The following is an 18,949-nucleotide window of genomic DNA, read 5'->3' as shown; positions in this document are numbered from 1 at the left end:
GGAGGTGCGTGGATGACGGCCGTGATCGTCTCGATCGTGGTGCTGGTGGCGATGTTCGTCATCGCGACCCTGCTGCCGGTGAACCTCGGCGCGCTCGGCTTCGTGGCCGCGGCCGGCGTCGGCGTGCTGCTGGTGGGGATGAGCCTCGACGACGTCCTCGCCGAGTTCCCGGGCGACCTGTTCCTCATCCTCGTCGGCCTGACGTACCTCTTCGCGGTCGCGCACCAGAACGGCACGGTCGACCTGATCGTGCGGTGGTCGATGCGGCTCGTGCGGGGCCACCTCGTCGCCGCGCCGTGGATCTTCTTCACGTTGTCCGCGGTGTTCTCGGCGATCGGCGCGCTGTTCGCGGTGGCGATCGTGGCGCCGCTGGCGATGCCGTTCGCCCGCCGTTACGGGGTGGATCTGCTGCTCATGGGCATGATGGTGATCCACGGGTCGCTGGCGGGGGCGTTCTCGCCGATCAGCGTCTACGGCACCTTCGTGGCCGGCGTCGTCGTGCCGACCGGCATCCCGTTCAGCTCGACGACGCTCTTCCTCGCGCCGCTGCTGGTGAACGTGGTGATCGCCGGGGTGATCTTCGTGCTGCTCGGGGGCCGGAGGCTGACCGGGGTGAGGGTCGCCCACGGGGCGCCGGCGGGGACCGACCCGGAGACCGTCGCCGACGAGCACGACACCGAGGAGCCGGACGAGGCCCCGGTCGTGGGGCGCCCGCAGGTGCTGACGCTCATCGGGATCCTGGTGCTGGCCGTCGGCACGGTCGCGTTCAACCTCGACGTCGGCGTGCTCTCGCTGGCGATCGCGGTGACCCTCGGGATCCTGTGTCCGGCGGGGCACCGCGAGGCGGCCAAGGGCATCGCGTGGTCGACGGTCCTGCTGGTCTGCGGCGTGCTCACCTACGTCGGCGTGCTGCAGGAGGCCGGCACCGTGGACGTCGTCGGCAACGGGATCGTCGCGCTGGGCGTGCCCCTGATCGCCGCCCTGCTGCTGTGCTACCTCGGCGGCGTGCTGTCGGCGTTCGCGTCGTCGGCGGGCATCCTCGGTGTCCTGATCCCGCTGGCGCTGCCGTTCCTCCAGCAGGGCTCGGTGAGCGCGATCGGGATGGTCGCGGCGCTGGCCGTGGCGAGCACGGTGGTCGACGTCAGCCCGTTCTCGACCAACGGGGCGCTCGTGCTGGCCTCGGCCCCGGAGGACATCGACCGCGAGGCGTTCTACCGGCGGATGCTCGTCTACAGCGGGATCGTCGTGGCCGTGGGCCCGCTGCTGGCCTGGGCGCTGCTGGTGCTGCCGGGCTGGCTGTAGGGGTGCTCCAGGGGTGCTCCAGGGGTGCTGCGGGGGTTCAGGGGGAGCAGGTGGTCGGGTAGCCCCGGCCCCATGACCGAGGACAGCGCAGCCCGCCGGGCCCGCAACCCCGCCGCCGAGCCGGACCACACCCCGGAGAAGCAGAGCGAGCTCAAGCTCAACGTCGGGATCGGCACGATCGGGACGATCCTGTCGATCGGCGTCGCCCTGATCTTCTTCCTGGTCGAGCACAGCGTCGTGCTCGGGATCGTCTTCGTCGTGGTCGCGGTGGTCGCCGGGGCGATCACGCTGTACGCGGCGCAGCGCAAGCGCAGGGCCCGCGCGGGCTGATCAGTCGTACCCGCGGAACCCCTCCCACGCGAGGCGGCGTTCGCGGCGCGGGTCGGACTCGATGCGGTCGGTGCGATCGAGGATCTTCGTCAGGCGGGTCGTCGCGTCGTAGGTCGGCCAGTGCGAGGCGGGCGCGCCGTCGCGGGCGAACCGGGTCCAGTCGTCCTGGACCCGCCGCTGCAGCGCCCGCAGCGCGCGCCGGCCGCCGAGGGCGGTCAGCCACTTCGCGGTGCCCGAGTCGGCGAGCCCGAAGACGGCGTAGAGCTCCATGCCGTGGGTGGCGCGCACCCCTATGAGGTTCAGGACCGGCGTCGTCAGGTCGTAGCGGTAGGCCCAGACCGGCCCGCGGTGGGACTGCATGATCCGTACCGACGGGTACCAGAACATGTAGTCGCCGCCGAGATCCTTGCGGAACGGCCGGCCCTCGTAGGCGGCGAGCACCTGGTCGCGCAGCTCAGGCTGGGTCAGCGCGAACATGCGGTGCGCGCGCTCCTCGCTGACGAGCATGTCGAGGCGCATGCGCGGCAGCTCGAAGAGGCGGCCCTCGGTGTCGTTGGTGCCGATGATCAGCGGAACGTCGGCGGCGCGGCCGGCCTCGAAGGCGTCGAGCGGGGACTCGGGCAGGAGGTCGCCGTCGACGACGGGCGCGGTCGGGATGGTGCCGGGCTGGTCGCCGAGGTCGTTGCGCAGGACCTGCGCGGCGCCCAGGAGCTGCCGGGGGGTGGCGTCGAGGAGCCCGGCGAGCGGGTCGTCGTCGGCCCCGAGCGCGGTGACGAAGCGGGCGGCCCACTCCCGCGCGCGCCGCTGACCGAACACCATGCCGGGCGCCGAGCTCTCGGCGATCGCCCGGTGGAAGAGCCCGCGGGCCGCCGGCGTCGCCATCAGCGTCGTCACCGAGATCGCCCCGGCGGACTCGCCGAAGATCGTGACCTGCTCGGGGTCGCCGCCGAAGGCCGCGATGTTGTCGCGGACCCACTCGAGCGCCGCGATCTGGTCGCGCAGGCCGAGGTTCGCCTCGATCGGCCGCTCCGGGGTGCCGTAGGCGGAGAAGTCGAGGTAGCCCAGGGCGCCGAGGCGGTAGTTGACGCTGACGTAGACGACGTCGCCGCGGCGGGCGAAGTCGTAGCCGCGGTAGGTCGGGGCCGACGACGCGCCGACGACGAACGCGCCGCCGTAGAACCAGACCATCACCGGGCGCGGCGCGTCGCCGGACACGGAGCCCTGCGGAGCCGGACCATCGAGATGGGCCGTGGTCGGCGCGGTGACGTTGAGGGTCAGGCAGTCCTCGCCCATCGGCGTGTCCTTGCCGGCGCCGATGAACTCGCCGATCCGCTCCTGGACCGGCACGGGGCCGAACCGCGACCCGTCGCGCACGCCCTCCCACGGCACCACCGGCTGCGGGGCGCGGAGCCGCAGCTCCTCGACCGGCGGCGCGGCGTAGGGGATGCCGCGCCAGGTGTGCACGCCGTGGGTGGTGATGCCGCGGACGACGCCGCCGGTGGTCTTGACCTCCGGGCCCGGCACGGTGATCTGCTGCCGCGATCGCATACCTCGAGTATGTGGGATGCGGGGTGCCGCCGCCCGCGGATGTGACCGAGGAGCCCGTCGTCACCCGTCCCGGGCGTGTCGCGCGGGCCCGCGGGCCCTCTGAGCCACAAGACGAGTGGGCGTGCCGACACGCTCGGCGGTACCTCGGGCCACGCTCGGTCACACAACAGAGCGATGTTCGCCCTATCGGCCCAGCGTGTCGCGTTGCGGATGCTCAGGATCTGTCGCGATGGACGTGCAGACCGACGCGGGGGTCGATGCCGCGCTGTGGGGACTCGAGGCCGCCTTCGTGGCGTGGCCGCCCCCGGAGACGCTGGCCGGCTGCCCGCATTGTCACGGCGAGGTGCGGGTGGCGGACGCCGACCCGCTGACCCTCGCGCTCGCCCTCGGCAACACCCTGGGCACGGCGGACGACCTGCGCGCGCTGACCCCGTGGCTGCTGCGGCGGGCGCTCACCGGCGACCGCGTCGACCTGCGCACCGTGCTCACCCGCATCGCCGAGGAGTGGGCGGGCTGGCGCGACCTCGAGTGCGACGCCGTGCGTGACGTCGTCGACGCCGTGTGGACCGCGCTGCTCGACACGCACCCCGACGCGCCGGGGAGCGCGACCGCGGTCGCGATGCTCGACAGCATCGGCGCCCTGGGGGAGCCGCCGGACCGGCTGCTCGCGATCTGGGAGTACAAGGAGATCGCGAGCGCCGACCACCACCTCGCCGAGCTCGTCGTCGACGCGTTCTACGGCGCCCGCATCGACCCGCAGGTCCTCGCGTGGGCGCGGCAGGACGCGCAGCGCGCCCGCCTCGAGCGGGCCCGCGACCGGGACCGGGGCCGGCCCTGGGTCGGCACGCTCACGGCGGCGTGCGACCTCGCCGGGTGATCAGCGGGGCGCGACACTGGGGGGCGTGGCGAGCTCGCGCGGTCTCCCCGACACCCTGGTCGACGAGCTGTGGCGCCGCGCCGTCGGCGGGATCGGGCCGTTCGCGGGGGCGGCGGCGGTGGCCGAGGACGCGCTGGCGGCCACCGACGACGACGCCGAGGCCGCGGTCCGGTGGGTCGTCGGTTCGCACGTGCGGCTCGCGGCGAGCTCGGGCCTGCTGACGAGCCTCGGTGGCGCGGCGACCCTCGTCGTCACCGCCCCGGCGGGCACCACGGGGCTCTACCTGCTCGGCGCGCGGCTGTCCGCGGCCGTGGCCCACCTGCGCGGGCGCGACCTCGCCGACCCGGTCGTGCGCACCGCCGTCCTGGTCTGCGTGCTCGGCGGCGACGGGATCGAGCTCGCCGAGCGGACCGGGCTCGACCTGGTCAACGCCTCCCTGCTGCACGGGCTGCGCGGCCTGCCACCGGAGGTCCGCGCGCAGCTCGACACGCGGATCGGCTTCCGGCTGACCTCGCGCTTCACGCGCCGCGGCGCGCTCAACGTCACCAAGCTCATCCCGGTCGTCGCGGGTCCGATCGGTGCCGGGGCGGACGCGATGGCGATGCGGACGGTGGCGATGTTCGCGCAGGCGCACCTCTGACCTGTCTGACGCACCGCACCCGGATTGTCACGCAAAGTCACCCGACTGGGCGCCTTTGGCGCGTGGTGTGGCCAGTGGTGCTCGTGTGGGGGTCATGGTGGGCGCCGGCGGATCACCGGGATACCGCCGAGTGAGCGGGAGGTGCGTGCGTGATGGCCGGGTCCGGAGCCCCGACGGGGCGTGTGCGGCGCGCGGCGCGGGCGCGGATGGGCACGGTGGCGCTGACGGCGGCCGCGATGCTCCTGCTGCCCGCCCCGGCCGTGGCCCGGCCGGCGCCGAGCGACCCGGGTGTGCCGGCGGGACCGGTCGTGCCGGATGCGGCACCGGCGGGCGTGCGCCAGCTCGACCCCGCGCACGCCGTGATGCCGCCGGCCGCGCTGCCGCCCGCGTCCCCGGTGGCGGCGGGCGTGTCGTCGGTCGGCTTCACGCCGGGCGGCCGGGACGCGACCGGCGCGCGCGAGGTTCGTGGTGCCCAGCCGCTGCGCCTCGTCGCCGTGACCTGGTCCGGTTCCGCGCCGGACGCCGTCGCCGTGCGCTCCACCGACGCCGCCGGGCAGTGGGGGACGTGGACCGACCTCGACCCGGCGGGCAGCGAGCGGGACGCGACGCCGGACGCCGCGCCCGGGACCGCGCCCGGTGGCACCGACCCGATCTGGGTGGGTGAGCGCACCGCGGTCCAGGTGCGCGCGCTGCGCGCCGGCCTGCCCGTCACCGACGAGGTGCAGGTCGTGCGCATCGACCCGGGGATCGGGAGCAACGACCAGGCGATCGGTGCGCTGGGCGCCGCGCGCGGGCCCGCCGCGCCGCAGTACGTCACGCGGTCGCAGTGGGGCGCCGACGAGTCGAAGGCGACCTGGGGGCCGGAGATCACGCCCACCGTGCGCGCGGTGACGATCCACCACACCAGCGAGTCGAACGACTACGGCCCGGCCGACTCGCCGGCGATCGTCCGCGCGATCTTCGCATACCACACGCAGAAGCAGGGCTGGGGCGACATCGGCTACAACGCCCTCGTCGACAGGTACGGAACGATCTTCGAGGGTCGGGCCGGCGGGATGGACAAGGCCGTCGTGGCGGCCCACGCGGGCGGGTTCAACCGCGAGACGTGGGGCATCGCGATGATGGGCAACTACATGACCGAGGCCCCGACCCCGGCCACCCTGAACTCCGTCGCCTCGCTGGCGGCGTGGAAGCTCGGTGGGCTCTACCGCGACCCGCGCGAGCAGGTGCAACTCACCTCGGCGGGCGGCGGGACGTCGCGCTTTCCGAAGGGGCAGTCGACGACGGTGCCCGCGCTGTTCGCCCACCGCGACGTCGGGAACACCTCGTGCCCGGGCGACACCGGCTACGCCCAGATGGACCCGCTGCGCGACCAGGTGCAGCGGCTGATCGCCGGGTCCGCGACTGACGTCCGGACGGCCTGGTCGGCGCAGCGCGCGTCGCTCGGCGAGCCGACCCGGGTCGAGTCGCCGACGGCCGACGGGACCGGGCGGGTCACGACCTTCGAGCACGGCACCGTGATCTGGTCACCACGCACGGGGGCCTGGACCGTCACCGGCGCCATCGCCGACCACTGGCGCGGGGCCGGTGCCGAGGGTTCGCCGCTGGGCTACCCGACCGGGGCCGAGCACGACGTGCCCGGCGGGCGCGCCCAGGCGTTCGAGCACGGCGCGCTGACCTGGGACCGGGCGACGGGCGCGGTGCGCGGCGGCGTCTGAGCCGTTCCGTCCCCTCAGCGCCCCCTCAGCGTCCCCTCAGCGCACTGCCTCGGAGCACGGCAGGATGCGCGGGGTGGACGACGACGCGGCACGGCGCGCGGCCGTCGACGGAGCCGTGCACCGGTTCCTGACGCTGGTCCGGAACGGCACGCCCGACCTGCTCGAGGGCGCCCTGGAGATCGCCCGCGCGGCCGACCCCGACGCCGACGTCGACGCCGCCCGCGCCGAGCTCGACCGCCTGGCGAGGGGGCTGGGCGATCTCGACGCGCTCGTGCGCCGCCTGTACGTCGAGGAGGGCTTCCACGGCGACCGCGAGGACTACTACGACCCGCGCAACTCCTCGCTGACCCAGGTCCTCGACCGGCGCACCGGCATCCCGATCACCCTCGCGGTCGTGTGCATCGAGGTCGGGCGGCGCGCCGGGCTCGTGCTCGAGCCGGTCGGCATGCCGGGCCACTTCCTCGTGCACCCGGTGGGCGCACTGCAGCACCTCGACCCGTTCACCGGCGAGATGCTCGACCGCGAGCAGTGCATCCGCCGGTTCCGCGAGTCGACCGGGCTCGGGCCCCACGTGCCGTTCGACGACACGCTGCTCGCCCCGATCGGCACCGACGCCGTGCTCGTGCGCATGCTGGCCAACCTGCGCGGCATCCACCGCTCGCGCGGCGACCTCGCCGAGCTCGGCTGGGTGCTGCGCATGCGCCTGGGCCTGCCCGGGGTCACCGCGGTCGAGGTCGCCGAGCTCGCCGAGGTCCGGGGCCGGCGCGCGGCGTTCCGCGAGGCCGCCGAGCTGCTCGAGGAGTGGGCCGAGGTGCTCCCCGACGATGCCCCGGCCCTGCGCCGGCACGCCCGCAGCTGGCTCGCGCACCTCAACTAACCATGTGAGCGAACTTCGGGGCGATAGCCCCGAAGTTCGCTCACATGGGGTCCGGGAACCACGAACCGTGGAAGCCCGAAGGCACGCCGCGGGGCAGGGTGACGGCGGCGACCGGGGCGCCCGCGACGTCCGTGGCGTCGAGCACGAGCAGCCGCGAGGCCGCCCCGTCGCGCGTCGTCGTGATCGTGATCAGCCAGCCGTCGTCCTCGGCCCGGCCGGGCGCCGCGGACGGCACGAACACCGCCTCGCCGGCCACGACGTCCGGGCCGAGCTCGTGCGTCGCGAGCGTCCCGTCGGCGTCGACCTTGACCACCGCCCCGGCCCGCTCGCCGCGCACCCCCCGGTCGGCGATCGCGTAGCGCCAGCGCGAGGGCCGCCCGACCAGCGACTCGTCGATCGTCGGGAACTCGACGCCCCGGTCCTCCAGCGCCGTCTCGGCGACCGAGCCGTCGCGCGGGTCGAGCACCCAGCGGTGCAGGCGCGCGGCGCCCGTGGCCGCGGCCGCCGCCGCCGGCTCGGCCGGCACCGGCGTGCCCCACATCAGCGCGACGTCCGCCGGGGCGTAGCGCGCGCCGTCGACCACCACGCGCCCGTCGGTGTCGGTGCAGGCGCCCCCGACGTGGAACACGTAGCAGGGGTCGACGTCGAACCAGGTCACCGTGCACGTCGGGTCGTCCTGGCGCATCACGCCGAGCCGCGCCCCGTAGCCGTCGTCCCACCCGAACGGCATGCCCGACGCCATCCGCTCCCACTGGAAGGTCAGCGGCAGGTCGAGCCACACGACGTGCTCGTCGGTGATCGCGAAATCGTGCATCATCGTCGGTCCCGCGACGGCGACCTCGCGGCTCACGAGGTCGCGGCCGTCGGCGGAGAGCCGGTGGTAGGTCAGGTACGGCGGGAACGGCGAGTAGCCGAAGAAGTGCAGGTCGCCGGTGACCGGGTCGGTCTTGGGGTGCGCGGTCATCGCCGTGGTGAGCCGGCCGTCGAAGTCACACGGACCGAGCGTCGCGAGCTCGCCGTCGACCTCGTGGGGCAGGCCGTTCTCGACCAGCGCGAACAGCCGCCCGCCGTGCTCGACGACGTGGGTGTTGGCGGGGACGGCGGTGAGGTCGACGCCCGCGTCGGACAGGAACGGCCGGCCCTCGAGCGCGCCGGTGCGCACCCAGCGGTTGCGGTACCACTCCGCACGCCCGTCGCGCAGGCGCACGCCGTGCAGCATCCCGTGCGCGGTGAACAGGTGGCCCGGTTCCTCGCCCGGCAGGCGGTTCGGGCCGTTGCGGACGTACCGCCCCGTCAGCTCCGGCGGCAGCGCACCCTCGACGGGCAGGTCGACGGCGTCGATCTCGTCGGGCACCGGTGCGAAGCGCCCGCCCAGCTCCGGGCGGCGGCCGATCGACGAGGGGGTGGTGGTCACCCGGCCACCCTCACCCGCGACCGACGACATGTCAACATGGACATGTCCGGGCGGACTGGTAGCGTCATCGCATGTCGTTGCGCCACGCCCTGCTGGGTCTGCTCGCCCACGGTCCGGCGAGCGGCTACGACCTCACCCGCGCGTTCGACGGCAGCATCGGCCGCTACGCGTGGCAGGCCGGCCACAGCCGCATCTACCCGGAGCTGGCGAAGATGAGCGAGGCCGGGCAGGTCGTTGTCGAGGAGACGGGCGCGCGGGGGCGCAAGACCTACGCGCTGACCGAGGCGGGCCGCCACGAGCTGCGGCGCTGGATGCTGCACTGGCCCGAGCAGACGTCGGTGCGCGACGAGACCGTGCTGCGGATGTTCCTCGTGCAGTCGCTCGAGCCCGACGACGCCCGCCGCCTGCTCGAGGGCATCGCCGCGCACTGTGCCGCCGAGATCGAGAACCTGCGCCCGATCATGGAGGCCGAGGACGCCGAGCACACCCCGGGCGACCCGCTGCCGTTCGGCCGCCTGGCCGGTGAGTACGGCCTGCGGCAGTACGAGGCGGTGCACGGGTGGGCGCTCTGGAGCCTCGAGCGCCTCGGCGTGGCGGCCCCGGCCGGACGTCCCTAGGCGACGGCGGGACGCTCGTCGTCCTGCTCGTCCAGGTGCTCGGCCGCCCACGCGCGCGCCGTCGCCCCGGCCCGCCGGCCGTACCAGGCGTTCCAGATCGAGAGCCCGACGATCGTCGTCACCATCATCGCCGTCGACAGCCCGACCATGACCTCGATCGGCAGTAGGTAGATCAGCGGGATGCGCAGGCTCGCCTCGAGCAGCAGCCCGACGCCCCAGACCACCGCGCTGCGGCGGAACATCGTCCTGATCGGCGGGAGGGTCCGGTAGAACTCCTCCATCTCCTGCGCCCCGCGCGGCTGCCATGTCTGGAACGCCGAGAGCGTCAGGGGCTTGCCGGCGGCCAGGCTCGCGAGGAACACGAGGCCCACCAGGGCCGTGCCGAACGAGTCCTTGACCAGCAGGAACCGCGGGTCGCCGCCGACGAACGCCAGGACGAGGCCGAGACCGAACACCGCGAGCATGACCGCGGCGAACCACGTCACCTGCCGGGCCCGGACCGCGACCCACACGAGCCGCACGCCGGCCGCGAGGGTGGCGACGAGCAGGGCCACCCAGTCGGACGCGCCGAGGGCGTGCAGCCCGTAGTAGCCGACGAGCGGCAGGCCGACGTCCCCCAGCAGGCCCGAGAAGTGCTGCAGGACGCCCCCGCGCCCCTCCCGCTCCTCGGTGCCGCTCTCGCGCTCCATGACGGGGAGCATCCACCTGTCCACTGCGACATGTCAATCAGGACATGTCAGTCGTCGGCGTCCAGACCGCGCTCGATGGCGTACCGCGTCAGCTCGACGCGGTTGGTGAGCTGCAGCTTGCGCAGGGAGTTCTGGACGTGGTTCTCCACCGTGCGGTGCGAGAGCGTCAGCCGCGCGGCGATCGCCCGGGCGGTCAGGCCCTTCGCGACGAGGCGCAGGACCTCGGTCTCGCGGGGGGTCAGCTGCGGCTCGTCGGGGGCCTCGGCCTCACGGCGGCGGTACTCGCCGAGCACCAGGCCCGCGAGCCCCGGGGAGAACACCGCCTGCCCCGCGGCGGTGCGCCCGATCGCGTCGACCAGCTCCTCCATCGCCGCCGACTTCGTCAGGTAGCCCGTCGCCCCGGCCCGTACGGCACCGAGGACGTCGCCGTGCTCGGTGCTCGCCGAGAGCACGAGCACCTGGGTGTCGGGCAGGGCCGCGCGGACCTGCGCGGTCGCCTCCGCGCCGGACAGCTCCGGGAGCTGCAGGTCCATGAGGACGACGTCGGGACGCACGGCGCGGGCGATCCGCACGGCCGCCGCGCCGTCGGGGGCGGTGGCGACGACATCGACGCCGCGCTCGGCGAGGTCGCGGGCGACGCCCTCGCGCCAGATCGGGTGGTCGTCGACGACCATCACGCGGACCACGAGGAGCTCCTCCTCGTGCGGGGGACGGTCATTGTCGGTGCCGGCTCCGCAGGCTGCGCGGCACCATGATCTCCCACTCGGTGCCCTCGCCGGGCGCGGTGTGCAGGTCGATGGTGCCGCCGAGGCCCTGCACGCGACCGCGCATCGACCCGGCCACGCCGAGGTGCCCCTCGGCCGCCGCCTGCTCCAGGCGGCCCTCGGGGATCCCGACGCCGTCGTCGCGCAGGCTGACCGTGACGCGCGCGGCGTCGTCCTCGACCAGCACCCAGAGCCCGGCGTCCTCGCCCGCGTGGGCGGCGGCGTTGTGGGCGGCCTCGCGCACCACGGCGGCGAGCTCGTCGACCACCGCGGCGGGCAGCAGCACCGGCTCCGCGGGCACGGCCAGCGAGGCGTGCGCCGGCACGACCCCGGCGAGCCGCGAGGAGAGGTCGACCGTCCCGTCGGGGCCCGCCACGGGCGTCGAGGTGATCAGCCGGCGCAGCGCGACCTCCTGCTCGCCGGCGAGGCGGGCGAGCTCGAGGCCGGGCGCGTCCCGGTCGGTACGCGCGAGTTCGTCACCGCGGCGCTTGATCAGCGAGAGGACCTGCAGCACGCCGTCGTGGATGTCGCGGGCGAGCCGCTCGCGCTCGGCGGTGGCCGCCTCGAGCGCGGTGGCGGCGCGGAGCTTCTCGACCGAGCGGCGCATGGTGTCCGCGGCCAGCCCGACCGCGAGCCCGGCGACCAGGAGGAGCTGCGCGTCGAACAGCAGGTCGGTGTCGACGACACGCCGCACGCCGAACAGGACGGTGACGGTGACGAGCGCGCCGGCGAGCCCGCCCCGCCAGCCCAGCGCGATCGCCAGCGCCAGCACCGGGCCCGCCGACCACACGGTGGTGATCACCGGTCCGCCGTCGGCGACCCGCTGCGGCGTGTCGACGAGCAGGGTCGACGCCGTGGCCAGGGCGGTCAGGACGAGGTCGAGGCACGCGGTGACGGGATCGCCCGTGCGCAGGTAGCGCGTGGAGGACACCACGGTCCACACCGCCATCGCGGCGACGACGGCGATCCCGAGGGAGGGGCGCGCCCACTGGTCGTGGAAGCGCACCAGGTTCACGACCACCGCGACCAGCGCCACCGCGCGGTAGACGACGAGCCCGCGCCAGAGCGGGACGAGGTGGGGGTGCGCCCGCGCGCGCAGGGAGACGTCGGCGGTCGTCACGTCACCTCCCGGAGCGCGGGGCGCGAGCGTAACGGGCACGCCGGACACCCTGGCGTGCGTCACCCGGCGCCGGATGCGGGGAATTACCCGGACCGCCACGCCTTCTCGTCACCCACGGATCGGCGAGCGGACTACCGTGAGGTATCAACCGTGGATCACGATCCCGGAAAGGGCTAACGTCGCGCGACGCTGCGCCGAACAGGTCAGTACCAGGGCACCTGCTCGGGGGACGACCGCGCACCAGAGGGGGAGACGTGGACCGGTGGACGATGGTGCTGGAAGCGGTGCCGGGATCGCTGCGGGCCGTCCGCGTCCACGACGACCACCACCGCCCGATCGACGTCGAGCTCGCCGACGGTGACGCCGGGACCCTGAGCGCGTCGCTCCTCGCCACGGTCGAGGTGGAGGGCGGCCGGCCGGACCACCTCGTCCTGGTCGTGCCCGGCGACCTCGACGAGGAGCGCTTCGCGGCGCTGACCGAGGCGGTCCGGCTCGCCCGCTTCCCCGAGCCGTCCTGGCTGCCCGACGCCGTGTCGTGGGCCGGCGAGCACCTCGCGGGCTGGGGCTCCGGGACACCGGTGACCGTCGTGGACACCCGCGGCGACGACCTCGTGGCCTGGCCGATCCGGACCGCGGACGACGGCGTCGCGATCGGCGAGGGGGCCCCGCTCGACCTCGGGGGGCGGCTCGACGCCCTGCTCACCGGCGTCGTGCACGCCAAGCTCGCGGTGGTCGCGCCAGGGATCGCCGAGGCCCTGCGGCTGCGCACCGACGCCGTCGGTCGCCGCGACGCGGCACACCTCGGCCACGAGCTGCACGAGGCCCGCCGGCTGATGAGCGCCACCGACGGCGAGGAGCTCGTCGTCACCGCCGGCGACGCCGAGGTCTACGTGACCCGCGAGGAGTTCACCGGTCTCGTCGACCAGGCCCTGCGCGACACCGTCGAGGGCACCGTCGCGGAGGACGCCGCGCACACCCTCGTCGTCGCGCCCGGCACCACGCCGATCGTCGAGCAGCTCGCCGCGACCCCCGGCGGGGCGGTGCTCCCCGCGCCGGCGGGCACGACCTCGCTGGACGGCGCGGCCGCCCTGGTCCTGCCGCGCCCGCACGGCGTCGACGACCCGACCCCGACCGACGGCCTCCGGCTGCCCGGCCGCGCGCCCCGCGAGACCGCGGTCGTCCCGCTGCCGCGCGAGACGTCGGGCCGCGACCGCCTCCCGATCTGGGCGGTCCCGGCCCTCGCGGGCCTGCTCGTGCTCAGCCTGGCCGGGGCCGGGACGGTGCTGGCCACCGCCCCGGTTCCCGGCCCCGCGCCGGCCGCGGACGCGGGGTCGCTGTCGCCCGTCGTCCCGGTCGGCTTCGACCGTGCCGGCGGTGACGGCGGCCGCTGAGCCGCGATCAGGAGGTGACGGCCTCCACGTACTTCTCGGGGTCCTTCTCCTCGAACGACAGCCCGCGACCCTCGGCGTGCACGACCTTGAACTGCTCGAACTTGGCCCCGAGCTCCTGGCGGAACGCCAGCGTCGTCTCCTTGCGGAAGGGCGCGAGGTCGTCGCGCTCCTCCTCGGCCATGTGGTGGTTGTTCGCCTGGTCGGTCTCGTCGATGGCGTCCCACCACTCCTGGCTGCCGACCTCCGCCCGGCGCGCCTTCTCGGTGCTCTCGCGGATCTCGTCGTGGTCGCCGATCGCGTCCTCGGTGGCCGACGCGTCCTCGTCGTCGACGCGGCGGGCCATCGAGGGGTAGAAGTGCTGCTCCTCGGCGGAGGCGTGGATCTCGAGCTGGACGGCCAGCGAATTCCAGACCTTCTCGGCCTCCTCGGGCTGCTCCCGCAGGTCGGCGAGGTGCAGGAACTGGCGCCGGAACCAGTCGTGGTCGTCGAGGATCATCTCGGTGATGTCGGCGGACATGGAGACCTTCCGTTCGCGTGGTGGCGTCCCCGAGCTACCCCGGGCGCGCCGCACAGAACCGGAAGGGCAGCCTCACCTCGCGTGGACGGCCCCCGCCGCATCGACGAACCACACCTCGGCCCGCGCGCCGTCCAGCGAGGTCGCGCGCTGCTCGGTGAGGCTGCGGTAGCGCCGGGTGTCGGGCAGGGCGATGACGATCCGCGCCCGCGGGTGGGCGCGCCGCCGCTCGGCCGCGGCGTGCTCGGCGGCGGCGAACCAGTCGCCGGCGATCGTCGTCGGGTGCGTCCGCGCCCCGTCGGCCGGCCACCCGGTGACCTCGACGTGCACGTCGTCCCCGTCGAGCGACGCGACGAGGTCGCGCGCGGGCCCGGTGCCGTCGACCGACGCCCACCGCAGCGTCGCGCCCCGCCGCACGAGCCACCCGGCCACGAGCGACTGCACGTTGACCACCCGCGACCACGCCTGCAGCGCGTCGTAGGGCGGGGGACCGCAGGACGCCGGGGACTCGGGCTGGTCCTCGGGCTGGTCCTCGGGCTGGTCCTCGGGCTGGTCCTCGGGCTGCGGTGCGGGCGTCCCGTCGACGACGGGCGCCTTGGGCGTCGCCTTCTCCGCGGGAGATGCTCCGGTCGTCGACGCGTTCTGCTCGGAGGGGACGGCCTCGGCGGGCGGCGACGCTGTTGCGGGCTCCTTCTTCCGCGAGCGGCGGGTCCTCGGCGCGGGCCCCGGGTCCTCCTGCGGCGCCGAGGATGCTCCGGGTGCCGGAGCGCCCTCGTCGGGGACCACGACCGCCGCGGGCTTGCGCGGGCGGCGCACCTTCCGTGGCGGAGGGGCCGGCAGGCGGTTGAGGATCGGGCGGGTGCCGACGCGCTCGAGCGCTCCCTCGGCGACCAGGCGCCGGCAGAGCTGGTTGACGGTCTGCGGGCGGACACCGTCACCGAGTTGCCGCGCGAGGGCGGCGTCGGTCAGCCCGTCCGGTGACTCCTCGAGCATTCGGAGCACCGCAGCACGCCGATCGGTGGGGTCAGGGCTCACCGGGAGGGCCATCCTGTCGTTCCCCTCCGTGTTCGGGCTGCCGTTCTGGCCTGAGCTGGGGATTTCCGTCGCGTGACGGCTCGCGCATCCGCGTGCGTGACCAATCCGTGACCCGTATGGTAACGAGGCATGCTGGCACTGACGGAGACGGCGGCCGAAGCCATCTCGTCCATCCTCGAGTCCAACGAGATGCCCGAGGGGTCGGGTCTGCGCATCGCGGCCACCCCCAACATGGCGGAGGAAGGTCTCGAGCTCTCGGTGGCCCCGACGCCCGCCGCGGACGACACGGTGCTCGAGGGCGGCGGCGCCGTCATCTTCCTCGAGCCCCAGGCCGCGTCGGCCCTCGACGACAAGGTCCTCGACGTGGAGCGCGTGCCCGACGCCGAGCGCGGCGACGGCGACGAGTTCCGCTTCGCCATCACGCCGCAGTCCGAGCTCCAGGACTGAGCGCCCGCGCGGCCCGGCGCGCGTCATCCCTGTGCCGGGTCGTGGGTGAGCGGCTGCCCCGCACCGTCGGGCCCGCCCTCCGACCGCGGCACCCGGGCCCGCCACCGGGCCAGGTGCGGATGCGCGGGCTCCAGCTCCTCCGTCTGTCGTAGCGCCAGCTCCACCGTCGCCCGGTACCCGCGCGTCAGCGCCCACGGCGGCGGCTCGGCCGACGTCGCCAGCGCCTCGGTCACCGCCGCCTTCGCCGCGACCGCCTCCGGCTCCCCGTACCGCGCGAGCACGTCCTGCGCCCGTCGGTGACGCCCCGGGTGCGGGGGGATCCGCCCGCCCTCGACCGACCGGGTCGGGTGCGGGAGGTGCACCGTCGCGCCGGGCGCGCGGCCGGGCGGGATCGGGTCGGTCGCCGCGTGGGTCCGCCCCTGCGCGAGCAGGCGCGGGATCAGGTGGGTGTGCGGCCCCTCGGGGCTCGTCCCGTCGGGCGGCGGGATCGGCGTGAACACCTCGAGGCGCGCGATCGCCGTGCGGAACACCCGGTGCGGCCCCGCCTCGACCAGCAGCCCGGCCACGGCACCCGCCTCGGCCAGGGGCCGGCCCTCGACGGCGCGCAACGCCGCCAGCAATGCCGCATCGCTCGTCCGCACGCACGCCGCGAGGTGCGGCGCGCCGACGCCGAGGTCGACGAGCACGGCCTCGCGGTCCTCGGCGCGCAGCGCGTCGACGTCGGGGCCGAGCTCGGTGATCACCGAACGGCCGCCGCCGTCCGCGAGCACGCACAGCGCGAGGGCCTGGCTCCAGCTGTCGCCGGCCCGGCGCTCCCACGCCACCGGCACGACGTCGCCGGTGAGGTCCACGGCGATCCCGCCGCGCGGCGTCGCGACGGACGCCCCGCCCGGCGTGCGCGTCACCGCGGCGGCCTCGTCCGGGTCGCGCAGGAACTCGGCGAGCGCGCCGAAGGTCCCGACGCTCCAGCCCGCGTCGGGGTCGTCCACCCAGGCGAGGAGGTCGTCCATACCGACGGGGCCGGTCAGGCGGTCGGACCGCCGACGGTGGTGACCAGCTCGCCGTCCGGGGACACGACCAGCTCCACGTCGCGCACGCGGCCCGCCGCGCGCACGTCGGACAGGGCCTCGCGCAGCGCCTCGAGCGCGGCCGGCGCGGCCTGCACCGAGAGGCTCTCGACCTCGGTGCGGATCGAGAGCTTCTGCTCCGACTTCGCCCGACGGATGCCGCCGATGACGTCGGAGGCGATGGTCAGGACCTGGGGGTCGACCTCGGCGGAGGTCGCGAGCTCGTGGATGTCCGGCCACGGGGCGCGGTGGACCGAGCCCTCCTGCCACCACGACCAGACCTCCTCGGCGACGAACGGCAGCACCGGGGCGAACAGCCGCTGGAGCACCCGCAGCGCGGCCGCGAGCGTGGCGCGCGCCGAGTCGCGGCCGGCCTCGTCGAACTCGCCGTAGGCGCGGGACTTGACCAGCTCGAGGTAGTCGTCGCAGAAGAACCAGAAGAACTGCTCGGTGAGCTCGAGCGCGACCGCGTAGTCGTAGCCCTCGAGCGCCGCGGTGGCCTTCTGCACGACCTCGGTGAGCCGGGCCAGCAGCGCACGGTCGAGCGGCGTCGACACCGCCGACAGGTCGGGCTCACCGGCCGGCACCCCGACGCCGAGGATGAACTTCGACGCGTTGAGCAGCTTCATCGCGAGCCGCCGGCCGACCTTCATCTGGCCGCGGTCGAAGGCCGTGTCGACGCCCGGGCGCCCGCCGGCGGCCCAGTACCGGACGGCGTCGGAGCCGTACTCCTCGAGCAGCCCCATGGGCGTCACGACGTTGCCCTTGGACTTCGACATCTTCTTGCGGTCCGGGTCGAGGATCCAGCCCGAGAGCGCGGCGTGCGCCCAGGGCAGGGCGTCGTGCTCGAGGTGGCTGCGCAGCACCGTGGAGAACAGCCAGGTGCGGATGATGTCGTGGGCCTGGGGCCGCAGGTCCATCGGGAAGACCCGCGAGAACAGGTCGTCGTCGACGGTCCACATGCCCGCGATCTGCGGGGTGAGCGACGAGGTGGCCCAGGTGTCGAGGATGTCGGGGTCGCCGGTGAACCCCCCGGGGACGTCACGCTGCTCGGCGGTGAAGCCGGGCGGGACGTCGGTGGAGGGGTCGACGGGCAGCGCGTCGTCGGTGGGCGTGAGGACCTGGTCGGGCCGGACCTCGCCCTCGTCGTCGAGGCGGTACCAGACCGGCACCGGGACGCCGAAGAAGCGCTGGCGGCTGACCAGCCAGTCGCCGTTGAGCCCGCGCACCCAGTCCTCGTAGCGGTGGCGCATGTACTCGGGGTGCCACTGCAGCTCCTGGCCGCGGGCGATCATCTCGTCGCGCATGGTGGCCTCGCGCCCGCCGTTGCGGATGTACCACTGGCGGCTGGAGACGATCTCGAGCGGCTTGTCGCCCTTCTCGTAGAACTTCACCGGTCGCGTGACGGGGCGGACGTCGCCGTCGAGCTCGCCGGTCTCCTGGAGCATCGCGACGATCCGCTCCTTGGCGGTGTGCACCGTCGCGCCGGCGATCTCCTCGTAGCGTTTCCGGCCCTGCTCCGAGGTGATCCACTCGGGGACGTCGCGCAGCAGGCGGCCGTCGCGGTTGATCACCGTGCGGTTGGGCAGGTCGAGCTCGCGCCACCACTGCACGTCGGTGAGGTCACCGAACGTGCAGCACATCGCGATGCCGGCGCCGCGCTCCATCTCGGCCGCCGGGTGCGCGAGCACGGGGATCTCGACGTCGAACAGCGGCGAGCGCACCGTCGTCCCGAACAGCGCCCGGTAGCGCTCGTCGTCGGGGTGCGCGACCAGCGCGATGCACGCGGGGATCAGCTCGGGGCGGGTCGTCTCGATGAAGACGTCCTGCGCACCGTGGGATCCCCCGTCGCTCCGCTCTCCCTGGTGGTAGGCGATCCGGTGCCAGGCGCCGGTGTGCTCGCGGTCCTCGAGCTCGGCCTGGGCGACCGCGGTGCGGAAGGTGACGTCCCACAGCGTCGGGGCCATCGACACGTACGCCTGGCCGCGCTCGACGTTGCGCAGGAACGCGCGCTGGCTGATCGCGCGGGCCCGGGCGTCGATCGTCTGGTAGCCGTGCGACCAGTCGACCGACAGGCCGTTGCGCCGCCACAGCGCCTCGAACGCCTTCTCGTCCTCGGCGGTGAGCGTCTCGCAGAGCTCGACGAAGTTCCGGCGCGACACCGCGATCTGCTGCTTGCCGGGCTTCTCGGGCGGGGTGAAGTCCGGGTCGTACGGCAGGCTCGGCTCGCAGCGCACGCCGTAGTAGTTCTGCACGCGGCGTTCGGTGGGCAGGCCGTTGTCGTCCCACCCCATGGGGTAGAAGACCTTCTTGCCGCGCATGCGCTGGAAGCGGGCGACGATGTCGGTGTGCGTGTAGCTGAACACGTGCCCGACGTGCAGCGACCCGGACACCGTCGGCGGCGGGGTGTCGACGGAGAACACCTGCTCGCGCGTCGCGGAGCGGTCGAACGCGTAGGTGCCCTCGTCGGCCCATACGCGCGCCCACCGGTCCTCGAGGCCGTCGAGGGTCGGCTTCTCGGGCACGCGCGTGCCGGGGTCGGACTGCACCATCACACCAGTTTACTAATCGACCTCACGCGACTTCCGGCCTGCTCACG

General features: G+C 74.5%; 18 protein-coding genes. 9 read left to right on the top strand and 9 right to left on the bottom strand.

What is annotated here, in order from left to right:
• Positions 1-12: 12 nt before the first annotated feature.
• Together PHK61_RS12695 and PHK61_RS12690 are read left to right on the top strand one after the other, a co-directional pair.
• Complete coding sequence (locus PHK61_RS12695) at positions 13-1,302, top strand: SLC13 family permease (RefSeq protein WP_274281343.1); 1,290 nt, start codon at positions 13-15, stop codon at positions 1,300-1,302.
• Positions 1,303-1,374: 72 nt separating this feature from the next.
• Positions 1,375-1,632 carry a hypothetical protein gene (locus PHK61_RS12690; RefSeq protein WP_274281342.1) on the top strand — a complete coding sequence of 86 codons (258 nt, stop codon included), beginning with the start codon at positions 1,375-1,377 and terminating at the stop codon, positions 1,630-1,632.
• Here PHK61_RS12690 and PHK61_RS12685 read toward each other — a convergent pair whose 3' ends face one another.
• Positions 1,633-3,180, bottom strand: coding sequence for a carboxylesterase/lipase family protein (locus PHK61_RS12685; RefSeq protein WP_274281341.1), 1,548 nt, complete (start codon positions 3,178-3,180; stop codon positions 1,633-1,635).
• Positions 3,181-3,409: 229 nt separating this feature from the next.
• On the opposite strand from PHK61_RS12685, the gene PHK61_RS12680 reads away from it, so the two are divergent.
• From PHK61_RS12680 to PHK61_RS12665, 4 genes are all read left to right on the top strand, one after another.
• A complete protein-coding gene (locus PHK61_RS12680) occupies positions 3,410-4,057 on the top strand; it encodes a hypothetical protein (RefSeq protein ID WP_274281340.1) in 648 nt (215 codons plus the stop codon).
• A gap of 25 nt (positions 4,058-4,082) precedes the next feature.
• Positions 4,083-4,697 (top strand): hypothetical protein, encoded by a 615-nt coding sequence (locus PHK61_RS12675; protein WP_274281339.1) that lies wholly within the window; start codon positions 4,083-4,085, stop codon positions 4,695-4,697.
• 152 nt (positions 4,698-4,849) lie between these two features.
• Positions 4,850-6,415, top strand: coding sequence for an N-acetylmuramoyl-L-alanine amidase (locus tag PHK61_RS12670; RefSeq protein ID WP_274281338.1), 1,566 nt, complete (start codon positions 4,850-4,852; stop codon positions 6,413-6,415).
• A gap of 73 nt (positions 6,416-6,488) precedes the next feature.
• The gene (locus PHK61_RS12665) at positions 6,489-7,292 is read left to right on the top strand and encodes a transglutaminase-like domain-containing protein (RefSeq protein ID WP_274281337.1); all 804 of its coding nucleotides are present in this window, start codon (positions 6,489-6,491) and stop codon (positions 7,290-7,292) included.
• A 40-nt stretch (positions 7,293-7,332) separates the two neighbouring features.
• Here the strand turns inward: PHK61_RS12665 and PHK61_RS12660 are convergent, their stop codons facing one another.
• Positions 7,333-8,706, bottom strand: a complete 1,374-nt coding sequence (locus tag PHK61_RS12660; protein ID WP_274281336.1) for a carotenoid oxygenase family protein — start codon at positions 8,704-8,706, stop codon at positions 7,333-7,335.
• 71 nt (positions 8,707-8,777) lie between these two features.
• Here PHK61_RS12660 and PHK61_RS12655 point away from each other — a divergent pair, with 71 nt between their 5' ends.
• Entirely contained in the window at positions 8,778-9,323 is a 546-nt protein-coding gene (locus tag PHK61_RS12655; protein WP_274281335.1) for a PadR family transcriptional regulator, read from the top strand.
• Here the strand turns inward: PHK61_RS12655 and PHK61_RS12650 are convergent.
• The 3 genes from PHK61_RS12650 to macS are packed head-to-tail and all read right to left on the bottom strand — an operon-like array spanning position 9,320 to position 11,896.
• Positions 9,320-10,012: a VC0807 family protein gene (locus tag PHK61_RS12650; protein WP_274281334.1), complete on the bottom strand. Its 693-nt coding sequence runs from the start codon at positions 10,010-10,012 to the stop codon at positions 9,320-9,322. The genes PHK61_RS12655 and PHK61_RS12650 overlap by 4 nt on opposite strands.
• A gap of 47 nt (positions 10,013-10,059) precedes the next feature.
• The gene (locus tag PHK61_RS12645; protein WP_274281503.1) at positions 10,060-10,686 is read right to left on the bottom strand and encodes a response regulator; all 627 of its coding nucleotides are present in this window, start codon (positions 10,684-10,686) and stop codon (positions 10,060-10,062) included.
• 40 nt (positions 10,687-10,726) lie between these two features.
• A complete protein-coding gene (gene macS / locus PHK61_RS12640) occupies positions 10,727-11,896 on the bottom strand; it encodes a MacS family sensor histidine kinase (protein ID WP_274281333.1) in 1,170 nt (389 codons plus the stop codon).
• A 254-nt stretch (positions 11,897-12,150) separates the two neighbouring features.
• On the opposite strand from macS, the gene PHK61_RS12635 reads away from it, so the two are divergent.
• On the top strand, positions 12,151-13,287 hold the full coding sequence (locus tag PHK61_RS12635; protein WP_274281332.1) for a hypothetical protein: 1,137 nt from the start codon (positions 12,151-12,153) through the stop codon (positions 13,285-13,287).
• Between the two features lie 7 nt (positions 13,288-13,294).
• On the opposite strand, the gene PHK61_RS12630 is transcribed toward PHK61_RS12635, so the two are convergent.
• Both PHK61_RS12630 and PHK61_RS12625 read right to left on the bottom strand, forming a co-directional pair.
• Positions 13,295-13,804 carry a hemerythrin domain-containing protein gene (locus tag PHK61_RS12630; RefSeq protein WP_274281331.1) on the bottom strand — a complete coding sequence of 170 codons (510 nt, stop codon included), beginning with the start codon at positions 13,802-13,804 and terminating at the stop codon, positions 13,295-13,297.
• Positions 13,805-13,876: 72 nt separating this feature from the next.
• On the bottom strand, positions 13,877-14,794 hold the full coding sequence (locus PHK61_RS12625; protein ID WP_274281330.1) for a hypothetical protein: 918 nt from the start codon (positions 14,792-14,794) through the stop codon (positions 13,877-13,879).
• Positions 14,795-14,965: 171 nt separating this feature from the next.
• Between PHK61_RS12625 and PHK61_RS12620 the strand changes: the two genes are divergently transcribed.
• Positions 14,966-15,283, top strand: coding sequence for an adhesin (locus tag PHK61_RS12620; protein WP_274200145.1), 318 nt, complete (start codon positions 14,966-14,968; stop codon positions 15,281-15,283).
• 23 nt (positions 15,284-15,306) lie between these two features.
• Here PHK61_RS12620 and PHK61_RS12615 read toward each other — a convergent pair whose 3' ends face one another.
• Together PHK61_RS12615 and valS are read right to left on the bottom strand one after the other, a co-directional pair.
• A complete protein-coding gene (locus PHK61_RS12615; protein ID WP_274281329.1) occupies positions 15,307-16,293 on the bottom strand; it encodes a DUF6925 family protein in 987 nt (328 codons plus the stop codon).
• A gap of 14 nt (positions 16,294-16,307) precedes the next feature.
• Complete coding sequence (gene valS / locus PHK61_RS12610) at positions 16,308-18,902, bottom strand: valine--tRNA ligase (protein WP_274281328.1); 2,595 nt, start codon at positions 18,900-18,902, stop codon at positions 16,308-16,310.
• Between the last annotated feature and the right edge of the window lie 47 nt (positions 18,903-18,949).

It is taken from the genome of Actinomycetospora lutea, assembly GCF_028737205.1.
In the GTDB taxonomy this organism is placed as follows: domain Bacteria; phylum Actinomycetota; class Actinomycetes; order Mycobacteriales; family Pseudonocardiaceae; genus Actinomycetospora; species Actinomycetospora lutea.
The sequence above is the reverse complement of the archived record's forward strand: the minus strand, read 5'-3'. Positions and strand labels throughout refer to the sequence as shown.